Origin of the sequence: Herbaspirillum sp. RTI4 (assembly GCF_034313965.1) — a bacterium.
In the GTDB taxonomy this organism is placed as follows: domain Bacteria; phylum Pseudomonadota; class Gammaproteobacteria; order Burkholderiales; family Burkholderiaceae_D; genus Herbaspirillum.
The window spans coordinates 1,974,018-1,987,573 of the sequence record NZ_JAVIWQ010000002.1; the positions used below are offsets into that span (position 1 = coordinate 1,974,018).

At 57.9% G+C, this 13,556-nt stretch carries 10 protein-coding genes; 3 read left to right on the forward strand and 7 right to left on the reverse strand.

The window, feature by feature from the left end:
• Positions 1-439: 439 nt before the first annotated feature.
• The 7 genes from RGU70_RS09000 to RGU70_RS09030 all read right to left on the reverse strand — a co-directional run bounded on the left by RGU70_RS09000 (position 440) and on the right by RGU70_RS09030 (position 8,800).
• The gene (locus tag RGU70_RS09000; RefSeq protein WP_322209062.1) at positions 440-1,276 is read right to left on the reverse strand and encodes a MetQ/NlpA family ABC transporter substrate-binding protein; all 837 of its coding nucleotides are present in this window, start codon (positions 1,274-1,276) and stop codon (positions 440-442) included.
• A gap of 54 nt (positions 1,277-1,330) precedes the next feature.
• On the reverse strand, positions 1,331-2,692 hold the full coding sequence (locus RGU70_RS09005) for an LLM class flavin-dependent oxidoreductase (protein WP_322209063.1): 1,362 nt from the start codon (positions 2,690-2,692) through the stop codon (positions 1,331-1,333).
• A 126-nt stretch (positions 2,693-2,818) separates the two neighbouring features.
• Positions 2,819-4,033 carry an SfnB family sulfur acquisition oxidoreductase gene (locus RGU70_RS09010; protein ID WP_322209064.1) on the reverse strand — a complete coding sequence of 405 codons (1,215 nt, stop codon included), beginning with the start codon at positions 4,031-4,033 and terminating at the stop codon, positions 2,819-2,821.
• A 34-nt stretch (positions 4,034-4,067) separates the two neighbouring features.
• Positions 4,068-5,297 (reverse strand): SfnB family sulfur acquisition oxidoreductase, encoded by a 1,230-nt coding sequence (locus RGU70_RS09015; RefSeq protein WP_322209065.1) that lies wholly within the window; start codon positions 5,295-5,297, stop codon positions 4,068-4,070.
• Between the two features lie 145 nt (positions 5,298-5,442).
• The gene (locus tag RGU70_RS09020) at positions 5,443-6,102 is read right to left on the reverse strand and encodes a methionine ABC transporter permease (RefSeq protein WP_322209066.1); all 660 of its coding nucleotides are present in this window, start codon (positions 6,100-6,102) and stop codon (positions 5,443-5,445) included.
• Complete coding sequence (locus RGU70_RS09025) at positions 6,095-7,282, reverse strand: methionine ABC transporter ATP-binding protein (RefSeq protein WP_322209067.1); 1,188 nt, start codon at positions 7,280-7,282, stop codon at positions 6,095-6,097. The genes RGU70_RS09020 and RGU70_RS09025 overlap by 8 nt, the downstream gene beginning before the upstream one ends.
• Before the next feature lie 429 nt (positions 7,283-7,711).
• The gene (locus tag RGU70_RS09030; RefSeq protein WP_322209068.1) at positions 7,712-8,800 is read right to left on the reverse strand and encodes a porin; all 1,089 of its coding nucleotides are present in this window, start codon (positions 8,798-8,800) and stop codon (positions 7,712-7,714) included.
• A 75-nt stretch (positions 8,801-8,875) separates the two neighbouring features.
• Between RGU70_RS09030 and RGU70_RS09035 the strand changes: the two genes are divergently transcribed.
• The 3 genes from RGU70_RS09035 (at position 8,876) to RGU70_RS09045 (ending at position 13,553) form a co-directional block, all read left to right on the forward strand.
• Positions 8,876-9,193 (forward strand): hypothetical protein, encoded by a 318-nt coding sequence (locus RGU70_RS09035; protein WP_322209069.1) that lies wholly within the window; start codon positions 8,876-8,878, stop codon positions 9,191-9,193.
• Positions 9,194-9,209: 16 nt separating this feature from the next.
• The gene (locus RGU70_RS09040; RefSeq protein ID WP_416186496.1) at positions 9,210-11,471 is read left to right on the forward strand and encodes a CHASE2 domain-containing protein; all 2,262 of its coding nucleotides are present in this window, start codon (positions 9,210-9,212) and stop codon (positions 11,469-11,471) included.
• Between the two features lie 435 nt (positions 11,472-11,906).
• A complete protein-coding gene (locus RGU70_RS09045; protein ID WP_416186497.1) occupies positions 11,907-13,553 on the forward strand; it encodes a ShlB/FhaC/HecB family hemolysin secretion/activation protein in 1,647 nt (548 codons plus the stop codon).
• Positions 13,554-13,556: the final 3 nt, after the last annotated feature.

The following is a 13,556-nucleotide window of genomic DNA, read 5'->3' on the forward strand; positions in this document are numbered from 1 at the left end:
GGATTAATACCAAGCGTAAAGATGGAGCGATGGTGAAAATTCAGATGTGGCTTGGGATTAGTTGGCAATAAATGCAGTAATTGCCAAAATTGATGTAGTGCATTATTGCACGAATGCATCAAATGTTAATGAGAATATTTCTTTTGGGAATTGATGGCGTTTGGAAAATGGGGCTTGAGCATCCCCACTGTTAATTCAAGGTAATGTTGATTGATCTGCGCTAACGTTAACACAGACAGGCACACAGGCGCAGGCGCGATCCATCGCTCAAACCACCAGATCAATGGTCACGCCTGCGTTAAGTCTAAAACGATATGAAGGAGTACCCGAGCAAGCGTAGCGAGCGGCGCAAGCTCAGGATAGGAAGCGTAATCGTACTTGAGTACGATGAGCGCGCAGTCCTGAGATGGCGTCGCGCAGTAGCTCAATCAGCGCTTCCTTAATGCGCAAGCCAGGCAAGCGTGTACAGCCTATCGCTGTTGCCAAACGATTTTTTCAACTGAGCGCGCACGCCCTGTGATTGCTGATAAATCTCGATGAATTTTTTCAGGCGCGGATCAGTGGCATTGTCCTGACGGCTGACGAAGCCAACGGCGAACTGTTTGTCATCAATACCGGAGAGCAGCAAGGCGCTGTTTGGGTCGATGGTGCCGGCGGCGACGATGAAGTGCGGATAGCCTTGCGCCAGATCGACATCATTGAGCGTACGCACCAGTTGCGGGCCTTCCACTTCAGTAAATTTGAGTTTTTTAGGATTGTCGATGATGTCGGCCAGCGTCGATTTAAAACTGGCACCATCGCGTAACTTGATCAGTCCTGCTTTTTGCAGCAACAGCAGGCCACGTCCCTGATTGACCGGATCATTGGCAATCGATACCCGGCCACCGACAGGGATCTCGGCAAAGCTTTTGTGCTTGGTCGAATACAGCCCGATGTTGGCCAGCACGCCGGTAGCGATATAGGCGAAGTGATAGCCGCGATCCTTGATGGCATTATCGAGGAAGGGTTTGTGCTGGAAATAATTGGCATCCAGATCCTTGCTTTCCAGCGCGACATTGGGGGTGGTCCAGTCGCTGAACTCGACGACCTGCACATCGAGGCCCTGTTTTTTTGCTTCGGCGGCGGCGACATGCACCGAATCCGCATAAGCGCCCGGCGTGACGCCTATCTTCAATGGCGCTGCCAGAGCGCTACTCAGCGTGGTGGCCGCCAGTAGCGCGCCAGCCGATTGCAGCAAGATGCGCAATGTCGTGTTGATTTTTTTATTCAATTGCATGGATAACTCCTGTGTGGGGGAAAAGGAAAAGTGATGACGGTATTCATGCCAACCTCATTGGCGGCGATAAGCGGCAGCGGCATGGCGCGCCGGCAAGCGGTCGCCTTCGTTAAATAATTTCTGCCGCAGACTGCCTTCCTGATAGGCGGTTTTATAGCGGCCACGGGTCTGCAATTCGGGAATCACCAGATCGGTGAAATCTTCATAGCTTTCCGGCGTGACGGTGCGACTCAGATTGAAGCCATCGATACCCGCTTCATCGACCCAGGCCACGAGTTCATCGGCCACTTCCTGCGCACTGCCAACCAGTGTCGGGTAGCGGCTACCGAGGTGAAACTGCTCCAGCAGCTTGCGTTTGGTCATGCGTTTGGCTTGCGCTACGCCGGCGGCGGACTGAATGGCATTGCTGCCGGAATAATCGATAGGATCGTCCAGCCCGAAGCGGTCGAAATCAATCCCGACGCTGCTGGCGAAATGCGCCAGACCGGCTTCGGCACTGGCGTGAAGCCGGTAGTCGTCAAATTTTTCCTGCGCCTGACGGGTCGTGTCGCCCACGACGGCGGCGATACCGATGAAAATTTTTAGATCTTCGGCGCGCCGCCCCGCAGCGACTGCCTGTGCGCGTAAATTCTGCACCGTCTTGCGCGTGCTTTCCTTGTCTTGCGCAGCAATGAAAATCGCTTCCGCATGCCGCGTCGTGAACTGTTGGCCGCGTGCCGAGGTGCCGGCCTGATACAGCAAGGGCGTGCGCTGGATCGACGGTTCGCACAAGTGGTAGCCGTCCACCTGATAAAACTTGCCGGCGTGGTGCACCTGATGCACCTTGGCCGGATCGGCAAACAGGCGCGCACCTTTGTCGCGCCGGACCGCATCGTCTTCCCAACTGCCTTCCCACAGTTTGTACAACACCTCCAGAAATTCATCGGCGCGGTCGTAACGCAGATCGTGCTCAGCCTGACCCGACAAGCCCATGGCGCGGGCGGCGCTGTCCAGATAGCCGGTGACGATATTCCAGCCGATGCGGCCACGCGTGAGATGGTCCAGCGTCGACAGGCGACGCGCAAACAGGTAAGGCGACTCGTAGCTCAGGTTGGCGGTGATGCCGAATCCCAGATGCCTGGTGACGGCAGCCATGGCCGATACCAGCATCATCGGATCGTTGACCGGCAACTGAATCGCTTCGCGCAGAGGCAGGTCAACCGAGTTTTGATAGACGTCGTAGACGCCGACGATATCGGCAATGAACAGGCCGTCGAACAAACCGCGTTCCAGCGTTTGCGCCATCGCCGTCCAGTATTCCAGCGTGTTGTAGTTGATCGAGTTGTCGCGCGGATGGGTCCATAAACCGTGGTTGATATGGCTGACGCAATTCATGTTGAAGGCGTTCAGCAGGATTTTCTTTTGATGTTGACTCATTGTTGACTCATTGTTGACTCACGGTTGGTGCGTGGTGAGCATGGTGAAAACGCCTCTGAGCGGGCTACCGGGAGACGCTGATTTGGCGTCCTCTGACTACCCGCTCAGGTCTTTCTCAGCGGCTCCTTAAATCGTTCCCTGGCGCGGTGGCAGGACATCGTTGAGGTAATAGTTGCCCACGGCGTGGAATTTCCAGCGCACCGGATCGTGCAGCGTATGCGTGCGTGCATTGCGCCAGAAACGATCCAGATTCAGTTCCGACAAGCTCGCGCCGCTGCCGCCCAGTTCAAACAGGCGGGTGCCTGCCAACAAGGAAATTCCGGTAGTCAGCACCCGTGCTTCGGCCACCGCAATCGAGGCCGATGCGACGCTTTCCGCACTCAGTGCCGCTTGTGCCTGATCGACCGCACGACCCGCCCGGCGCAGCAAAGCGTCTGCTGCGCGCAGACGCACGGCCAGATCGCCGACCCGTTCCAGCGTCAGCGGATCATCGACGGCGCGGGTGTCGCCTGAATCTATCCACGGCCGCGCATGGGCGCGCACGAAGTCCAGCGTGGCGGCGTAAGCGCCCTGTGCAATGCCCTGATCGATGGCGGCGTGCAGCAGTTGCGCCAGCGGCCCGATAGTGGTCGGCCGGTCGAACGAGGCCTTGAACGGCACTACCCAGTCGGCATCGACCCAGACCTGATCGAACTCCACCGAGCCGCTGCCGGTGAGGCGCTGACCGAAACCGTCCCAATCGTCGATGATCGTGACGCCGGGCGATTGGCGCGGCACGAAGGCAAGGAAGGTGATTTCATTGTGGTCGACCACCAGCGTCGGTATCCACTGCGCATACAGCGCACCGGTGCAATAGAATTTGCGGCCGCTGATGCGGAAGCCGCCTTTTTCTGCGTCCGGCGCGAGATGGGTGCGTCGTTTGTAATCCTTGTGGCCGATTTCCGCCAGGGCATTGCCGAAACGCTGGCCTTGCAGCGCCAGTGCGTAGAAAAATTGCAGTTGCTCAGGCGAGCCGCCGACGCGCAGGACTTCCAGTGCGTAAAAATGATTTTGTGGAATTTGCGCCAGCGAACTGTCCGCCGCGCCGATGATGGCGATGACGGCGGCGAGGGTCACGTTCGATACGCCTGCTCCTCCATATTCTTTGGGAACGGTAATGCCCCATAAACCGCTGGCAGAAAACTGTTCGATTTCCCCCCAGGGCAGGAGGCGTTCGGCGTCGCGCGCGGCAGCGCCGGGAGCGAATTCCTTTGCCAACTGGTGGGCTAGTTGCAGGGCTTCTTCATCGCTGGTGATGATGTGGGCAGCGTGGGCCGGTTGTGCGTCGCGAAGGCTGGTCATGATGAATTCTTTTTCAATGGGGGAGAAGGGCGCTTTAGTTCCACTGGTGGCGTCGGGGCAATGCGCCGTTGAGTTCGTAATTGCCGAGCAGGTGATATTTCCAGCGCACCGGATCGTGCAGGGTATGCACGCGGGCATTGCGCCAGTGGCGGCCGAGGTTGGGGGCGGCGCGGGTGGCGGAGGAGCCGGCCAGTTCGAACAGTTTTTCGCTGGCTTGCAGCGCGATTTCGGTACTCAGTATCTTGGCGTGCGCTACCGCTACCGAGGCCCGGGCGCTGGACTCGGCAGTGATGGGAGCGGCGGCAATGGTGTCGATTTCGGCGGCGGCTTCGCGCAGTATTTCTTCGGTGGCATGCAGATCGATCTGCAAGCGCCCGATCGCGTGGAGGGTGTAGGGGTCGTCGCTGGCGCGCTCCAGACCGGAATCAATCCAAGGCCGTGATTTTTCACGGACGTAACGGATGGTGTCGTCGATTGCCGCCCGGGCGATACCGGTGTCGATGGCGGCGTGGATCAATTGGCTGACGGGGCCGCTCAGTCCGGGCCGGTCGGCCAGTTGCCAGACCGGAAGCACATTGTCAGGATCGACTGCGACCTGATTGAATTTCACGGTGCCGCTGGCAGTGGTGCGCTGGCCAAATCCATTCCAGTCGTCCACCACTTCCACGCCGGGGGTATCGCGTGCGACCAGCACTTGCACCGAACGCTGCTGTTCGTCCAGCGCACGGGTAGGAATCCAGTGGGCGAACAAGGCTCCGGTCGAATAAAAACGGGTGCCGTGCAAACGCAGTTTTCCTTGCTCGGTGGAGAGGGTGGTGGTCTGGTGCAGGATGGTCGGTGTGCCGCGTTCCGGCCCGGCGTTGCCTAGCCGCTGCCCTGCCAGTATCTGTGCGTAAATGCGTTTTTTCTGCGCCGGTGTGGCCAGTTCGCGGATCACGCCGAGGACGCCGAAATGGTTTTGCGGAATCTGTCCCAGCGCCGGATCAGCCACGCTCAGGATGCGGAATACTTCGGCCAGCGTGACGTAGGAAACATCGGCACCGCCGTATTCGCGTGGCACGGTGATAGCGCCCAGTCCACTGGCGGAGTAGCGATCCAGTTCCGCCCAGGGGAGCTGGCGGTCGCGGTCGCGCTGACTTGCGTCTTCTGCGAACACCTCGGCCAGCAAGTGGGCGGCAGCGATCGCGGCTTCGTCGCTGGTAATGCGGTGCGCGTTTTCGATGGGTCGTGGCAAAACGGGGGCAGTGCCGGAGGTATCGGTCATGATGGTCAACAGTGCAAAAAATAGGAGAAAAAATAGGAGAAAAAATAGCGGCGCGGGAATGGGGTCAACAAGGTGTCGCTCTGAATAATTCCCGAGCAGTTCCCGAGCAGTTCAGTAGCCGCTCAGGAGCTGTAGAACGAGCGCATCAGCGTCGGCGATCCAGACGGCGCACCGCGAAATCGCCCGTGAGCTGCACCAGCGTGACCAGTGTCATAAGTCCGATCAGTACGGCAAACATCAGGGTGTTGTTGAAGCGCTGATAGCCGTAGCGGATCGCCAGATCGCCGAGTCCGCCGGCACCCACTGCACCGGCCATGGCAGAGGAACCGATCATGGCGACGACGGTAATGGTGAAGCCGCTGACGATGCCGGGCAAGGCTTCCGGCAGCAATACATGACGAATGACGTTGGTACGCAAGGCACCCATTGCCAGTGCGGCTTCGATCAGGCCTCGATCAACTTCGCGCAGGCTGACTTCGGCAATCCGCGCAAAAAACGGGATACCGGCAATCGCCAGCGGCACCACGGCCGCCCAGACGCCGATGGTGGTGCCGACGATCATCCGGGTCAGCGGCAACAGCACTACCAGCAGAATAATGAAAGGGACGGAGCGCACGACGTTGACGATGGCGCCGATGACGCGGTTCAGGGCCGGGGAGTCGTACAAATCGCCTGGGCCGGTGGTGACCAGCACCAGTGCCAGCAGCAAGCCGCCAAGTGTGGAGACGGATGCGGCGGCGGCGACCATGGTCAGGGTATCGAGCAGGGCGTCCAGGTATTGCTGGGCCAGATAGGAATCAAGCATGGATGGACTCCTTTTCCAGGAAACCCAGCGCGCGCACGCTGTGCGGGGCGAGTCCGAGCAGTTCGGCCCACGCGCCGCTGTGCGCGCCGTCGGCATGCACGCCCGGTTCCACCGAGACAATCAGCCTACCCTGCGCCCGGCCTTGAATGCGTTCTATGCCGCCATGTACCAGCCGGATGGCGCGTGAGCCTAATGAGCCGACCAGACGGGTCAGGTCGGGATCGAGCTGGCTGGCACCATCGATGCGGATATCGAGCAGCAACTGGTCTTGCGGCGCTTGCCGGCTATCGCTGATGCGGTGGCGCAGGTCTGCCGGAAGATCGTGCGCCAGCGGGCGCAACAAAGCGCGGGTTGCTTCTGCTTGCGGTGCGCCGAATACACGCCAGATCTGATCGAGTTCGACCACTCTGCCTTTGTCCAGCACGGCGACACGGTCGCAGACTTCCCGGATCACGGCCATTTCATGCGTGATGAGGACGATGGTCAGCTTCAGGCGTTGATTGATTTCGCGCAGCAATGCGAGGATGGATTGGGTCGATTCCGGATCGAGCGCGGAGGTGGCTTCGTCGCACAGCAGGATGTCGGGCTCATGCACCAGTGCGCGGGCGATACCGACGCGCTGTTTCTGACCGCCGGACAAGTGTGCCGGATAGGCGTCGTGCTTGTCGCTCAGGCCGACCAGTTCCAGCAGTGCTTCGACGCGCAGTTTGATTTCCCGGGCCGGCACACCGGCGATGCGCAGCGGCAGGCCGATGTTGTCCGCCACCGTTTTCGAGGACAGTAAATTGAAGTGCTGGAAGATCATGCCTATGCGTCGGCGCGCTTGCGCCAGTTGGCGTTCGCTCAGCGTGGACAGGTCGATGCCGTTAATCAGCACGCGGCCGCTGGTAGGGGCTTCCAGCAGGTTGATGGTGCGTACCAGCGTCGATTTCCCTGCGCCGCTGCGGCCAATGATGCCGAATACTTCTCCTTTGGCGATGCTGAAATCGATGTCGGTGAGGGCATCGGCGGTGGCAGTTTTGGCTGCGCTTGCCGGTGCGGGATAGCGATAGCCGACCCGCTCGAAACGGACAATGTCTGCGACTTCTGTTTGTGTTTTCTTCTCGGGAGCCGCGAGGTTTTTTTCTATGGGAGGCGCGGCGTGGATATGAGTGCCGGGAGGCGTTGTTAGCAGTGTCATCGGGCTATCCATTCTTCATCAATGCTTCTATGTTAAGCAGACGATAGCGAGGCGACAACGAAGGATTTCGGGTTTGTTTATGCGGTTTGTGCAGAGGGTGTTTGGTTGTTGCCAGGATGCGGCGTCGAAGTTTCCGGCGGCCGCATCCTGCGTTCATGCTGATCTGACGAAGCAAGCTCTGATTACGCTACTGCGCGACGCACTCTCAGGACTGCGATGCTCCTCGTACTCAAGTACGAGTGGGATTCTTATCCTGAGCTTGCGCCGCTCGCTACGCTTACTCAGTGCTTCCTTAATTTACTGGCTGGGCTATGCCACGACAGCCATTTTTGCTGCACTCCCTATTCCTTGTTCAGGAAGAGTTTTATTTTTCTGTTGAGTGCACGCTGCGCGTGACGCTGATCCAGATAGTCCGTATTTTCTTATTTTTTAGAATGAATGCCGAATACCGATGCCGGCGCCGGTCACATTATTTTTACCAGCCAGTTCCGCAGTGGCGGCATCGGACGCCTTGTTGTAATCGATGGTGCCGTAAACCTGTGTGCGCTTTGAGAGGGCATATTCAGCCACGGCGACCAGTGTGTAGCGCTTGCCGTCGCCCACATTACCCGAAGAACCGATAGCGACGTTGCTGCTCCTGTCGTAGTAGGCTGCGCCGGTCAGCGTCCATAGCGGTGATGCCTGGAAATTGGCGCCAATAAAGAAGCCATTGTCCCGGCGTTCGATGCCGGCAACGCCGCCGCTGTAGGCGGCAAGACTATTGGCGGCCCCGAAAACGGCGGTGGTGGTACCTGTGCTGTCGTTGATCCGGTAGTAGCCGCCGAACAGTTTCGCACCGTCGAAGGCATACGATGCGCTCAGGTTGTAGGCCGTGTCTTTCCAGCCGTCATAGACGGCGCTGACAGTTTGCTGCACGCCGCCGCCGATGGCAAACGGGCCGCTCGAGTAACGCAGCGTGGCACCGGCCTGACGTCCGCGTCGCAGCGATCCTGCCTGTTCGCCGGGGGAGTAGCTGATGCTGGTGGAGAGGTTGCCGAAGCTACCCTGATATTTGAGCATGTTGCTGTTGCGCACCAGTGTGGCACCGGCGGGCATCCAGGAATTAAGGTCATAGTTGCCGACGGTCAGCGGATCGAAATGATCGGCCATCAAATCGAACAGCGGGGTGGTCTGGCGGCCGGCGGTGAACTGGCCATAGTCGTTTGCCAGTCCGACATAGGCATGGCGGTTGAACATGCGGCTGCCGTCCGACATGCCGCCGGTATCGGAACTGAAGCCGTTCTCAAGACGGAAGATGGCTTTCAATCCATTACCCAGATCTTCCGTCCCTTTCAGCCCCCAGCGACTGTTTGAGAGCGCGCCGTTATCCATGCGGAAATTGCTGTTGCCGGCGGCATTGTCGTTGCTCACATACCGGAGACTGGTGTCGACAATGCCATAGACGGTGACATTGCTTTGCGCCATTGCGCTGGCGCTGCTTAATCCTGCTGCCAATAGTAATAAGGAATATTTTTTCATGTAGTTCTCCAGAGATTGTGATGAAGGGAAGCGCTCAATAAGCGAGTGCGCAAAGCAAATGCAGCACGACGATGCGTGCTGCGCTTATTCAGTGATCCCCCGGCTTTCTTGTTGTCATTGCGGAGTCAAAAAGTCGTCCGTGATGACCGTTCTTTCATTCCCGGCGCGGTGTGTTGTATGCGCGGGAAGCAGAACAAAAAAAGCTTAGCGTCCGGAGTTTTTTGCGGCAAAGCATTTTTGGCAGATGCCGCGTTTTATATTTTTATTTCCGTACCCGTCTCAGTAAATTATTTTTATTTTCTGAATTTCGACAAGACAAGCTTTAAATTCGGACGGGTAAATGCGCTGAGTACGAACTTTGTTGCAGCTGCTATGATCGCGGAAATTAAATAAAAACCTGGGAGTGGTGATGCGTCGTATGTTTGCCAAACATGGGGCGCGTTGGGCGCTGGCTTTTCTGTTCACTTTACTGGCCGGGGCGCAGGTGGCGGGTTTTATGCCCGCCTCTTTGACTGAGCGTATCGATCTGTTTTTCTACGATCTGCGCATGCGCATTGCCAGCGTCGAGCTTGATCCGCGTATTGTCATCGTTGATATCGACGAAAAAAGCATCGCCGAGCTGGGCCGCTGGCCGTGGAGTCGCGACGTCGTGGCCGGTCTGGTCGATAAAATGGCCGTCGCTTATCAGGCCAAAACGATCGCCTTCGATATTCTTTTTGCGGAGCCGGACAATAGCTCCGGCTATTCCACGATGGCGCGTCTGGCGCAGGGCGAACTGAAATCCCTGCCGCAATTCAGCCAGCAACTGGAACGACTCAAACCGACGCTTGATTTCGACGCTCGTTTCGCAGCGGCCTTGCAAGGTCGCCCGGTGGTGCTGGGCTATAACCTGTCCAATGAGGCCAGTGCGATTGCCAAAGGGCAGTTGCCCACGCCGGTGTTTAGCGTGACCGATCTGGCCGGGCGCAAGCTCGATGCCACGCAATGGAAAGCCTACGGTGCTAATTTGCCGCAACTGCAACAGGCTGCGCGCAGCGGTGGATTTTTCAATCCCTTGCTCGACAGCGACGGCCTGATCCGACGTGTGCCGCTGGTGGCGCAGATTGGCGCGAATTTCTATTCCTCGCTCTCGCTGGCGAGTGCCGAAACGGCGCTGGCGGCGGATCGCATCAAGCCGGTCTTCATCGAGCAAGATGCGGTGCTGTCGGATAGTCAGCTCAACGAATACGGCGCGTTGAGCGGACTATCGCTACGCGTTAAGCCGCGTCCCATCCTCGTGCCGGTGGAGCGTGGATTGACGGCGCTGATTACGTATCGCGGTCATGGTGGCGCGCAGGGCGGTGCGTTCCGCTATGTGTCGGCGGTCGATGTGTTGAAGGGCCGCGTGCCGAACGCTCTGCTCAATCAAAAAATCCTGCTGATCGGCACCACGGTGCCTGGCTTGTACGACTTACGCGCTACACCGGTCAGCCCGAATTATCCGGGGGTGGAAATTCACGCCAACCTGATCGCGTCCATCCTCGATGGCGATTTCAAGCAGCGTCCCGAGTTTTCGCAGGGATTCGATTTGCTACAGGTGATTGCCTTAGGTCTGGGATTGGGATTGCTGCTGCCGCTGCTCAGTCCTTTCTTTGCGATTCTGTTGTCGGTGGGCGCAGCGCTGGCGGTGGCGGGTTTGAATTTCTGGCTGTATGAAGGCGCAGGTCTGGTAATGCCGATGGCCACCGCACTGCTGCTGATACTCGGCCTGTTCATTGGTAATCTGGGCTGGGGCTATCTGTTTGAATACCGTAACCGCCGCGCCATCGTCAATTTGTTCGGTGAGTATGTGGCACCGGAACTGGTCGCGGAAATGGCGGCCAATCCCGCCAGCTACAGCATGGAAGGTGAAAGCAGGGAACTGACCGTCATGTTTTCCGACGTGCGCGGCTTCACCACTATTTCCGAAGGGCTGGAACCGAACGAGCTGCGCGAATACATCAACGCCTATCTGACCGCGATGTCGGAGGATATTCGCGGCAATCGCGGAACGCTGGATAAGTACATCGGCGACGCCGTCATGGCGTTCTGGGGCGCGCCGGTGGTCTTGCCGGATCACGCCGCGCGCGCGGTCGCGACTGCGCTCAAGATGCAGCAAAGTGTGATTGTGCTGAACCAGCAGTTCATTTTGCGCGGCTGGCCGCCGCTTAAAATCGGTATCGGACTCAATACCGGCATGATGCGCGTCGGCGACATGGGCTCCGCCATCCGTCGTGCTTATACGGTGATGGGCGATGCGGTGAATTTGTCGTCCCGGCTGGAATCGATCACCAAGGTGTATGGCGTGGGCATTCTGGTGGGACAACTGACCATGGAAGCGGCACCGCAGTTTGCTTACCGCGAACTCGACCGGGTGCGGGTGAAAGGCAAAAATGAACCGGTGCCGATTTTTGAGCCGCTGGGTCTGAGCGCCGGGCTGAATGAAGCGCAACGCACGCAACTGGACCAATGGCAGCAGGCGCTGGCATTGCTGCGGGCTCAGCAATGGGAGGCGGCTGAGGCGCTGATTCTGCAATTGCAGGCCAGCGATGCGCATGGGCTTTACACCTTGTATTTGCAGCGCATTGCGCATTTCCGGGCGAATCCATTGCCTCTGGACTGGGATGGCGTGACAACTTTCGATACTAAATAAGGACGGCGGCAGTCGTACTGCAAGCGTCTGCTCTTGGGCTGAGGCAAAGAGGCAGTTATTTCCTTGTCGATATTTCCCGATGCTACTCATGAGAAATGTTCCGTAAGAAACACTCTGCATTGCAATTGGATTGACGGGCTAATTTCAGGGAGTTTTTTTTATTTAGCTAGCTTTCCTGTAATTTAGAGACATTTCCCTGATTTTATATGTATTATTTTGCAACTAATCCGTATAATTTCGTTAGTACAATACGTGCTTATTTGAAATTTAATTTGTTAAATCTGGTAGATAGACTAGCCTGATGACGAGATTCACGCGCAGGCATGTTTCTGCGCTGCATAAGAAAAAAATAGAAACGATGGACATCTCACACATTCACAGTCGGACACCGATGTTAGCTTCGCTGTGACTCCGCTTCTCTGTGAAATCACCTCAATGAGGCGATTGCTTGTTACTGGAATCGCCGGACTGGTTTTTCTGGCGGCGACGCCGGCGATGGCAGCCTCCGACGATCACTTCGACATCCTGCGTTTCCAGATCGACGGCAATACCCTGTTGCCCGACGAGCAAGTGCAGCGGTTGCTCGCGCCGCTTGTGGGCCGTGGCCGGGTATATGGCGATGTGCAGAAAGCCCTGGAGGCATTGGAACTGGCGTATCGCCAGGCCGGATTCAGCACCGTGCAAGTCTATGTGCCGGAGCAGGAACTCACCGGCGGCGTGGTGCTGATCCATGTGACCGAAAGCAAAATCGGCACCGTCACCGTCACCGGCAATCAGTATTTCAGCGAAGCCAATATCCGCGCCAGCCTGCCATTTCTGGCGGTCGGCACGATGCCCAACCTGCGCGAGATTTCTGAATCGATTCAATTGGCCAATGACAATCCGGCCAAGCAAGTTGCGGTCACGCTGGGCGCGGCCGATGAGGGCGACGATGCAAAAATCGACGCCAAAGTCGTTGTGACCGACAGCAACCCGCTGCGCATTTTCACTACGCTGGACAATACCGGCAGCCCCGCAACCGGGCAATGGCGTACCGGCATAGCCCTACAGCATTCCAATCTATTCAATAGCGATCAGGTCGGAACGCTGGCCTATACCCTTTCGCCCGATAGTCCCAAGGGCGTCAGCGTGGCCTTGTATTCGCTCGGCTATCGCATCCCGATTTACACCTTCGGCGACAGCCTCGATTTTGTGTACGGTAAATCCAGCGTCAATACACCAAGCTCTTCGCCTACGCTGGGCGGCTCCCTCGGCATCCTTGGCAAAGGCGATGTGCTGGGCGCGCGATGGAATCATTTCTTTGCGCGGCAGGGAGAGGGCAGCAGCAAACTGGTGACCAGTATCGATTACAAAAAAATTGATTCCCGCTGCGATATCAACGGCGTCGATCTGGCCTCGGTCGGATTGGCACCCGGCCCTTGTCTGCCCTATACAGTCCGGCCCATCGGCCTGACTTACATCGCCCAGAGTCAGGGCGTGAACGAAGCCAGCGATTACAGCATCGGCCTGTCGCGCAATATTCCTATCGGCACCACTCACGTCAATACCGACGGTACGGTCGACCGCTATTCCTTTTTAACGCCGGGCAACCGCCGCACCGTCGATGCCTTTATGGTGTTGCGCGGCGGCGGTTCGTGGTTCAAGGGCCTGACTGGCGGCTGGCAAGCGCGGCTGGCGTTCAACGCGCAATACACCAATACCCCCCTGTTATCCGGCGAACAATTCGGCATGGCGGGAGCCAATTCGGTGCGCGGTTTTGGCGAACGCGCCGTTGCCGCCGACAGTGGAATGATCGTCAATGCCGAGTTCTACACACCCGAGCTGGCGGGAGAAAACAAGTTTCCCGGCAATCTGCGCTTTTTGACGTTTGTGGATGTGGGACGCGGCTACAACAACCATGTCGGCAGCAGCGGCGTGCCCGACCAGGTCACGGTTGCCAGCACGGGCGTGGGCATGCGGTTTGCCGTGGGACGCACTTTTAATCTGAAGTTGGATGTGGCGCGGGTCGCCAATCCCGGCACTTCCGTCGCGGACAAGCGCGGCGACTGGACTGCGCATCTGAGCGCGATGTTGGGATTCTGATGT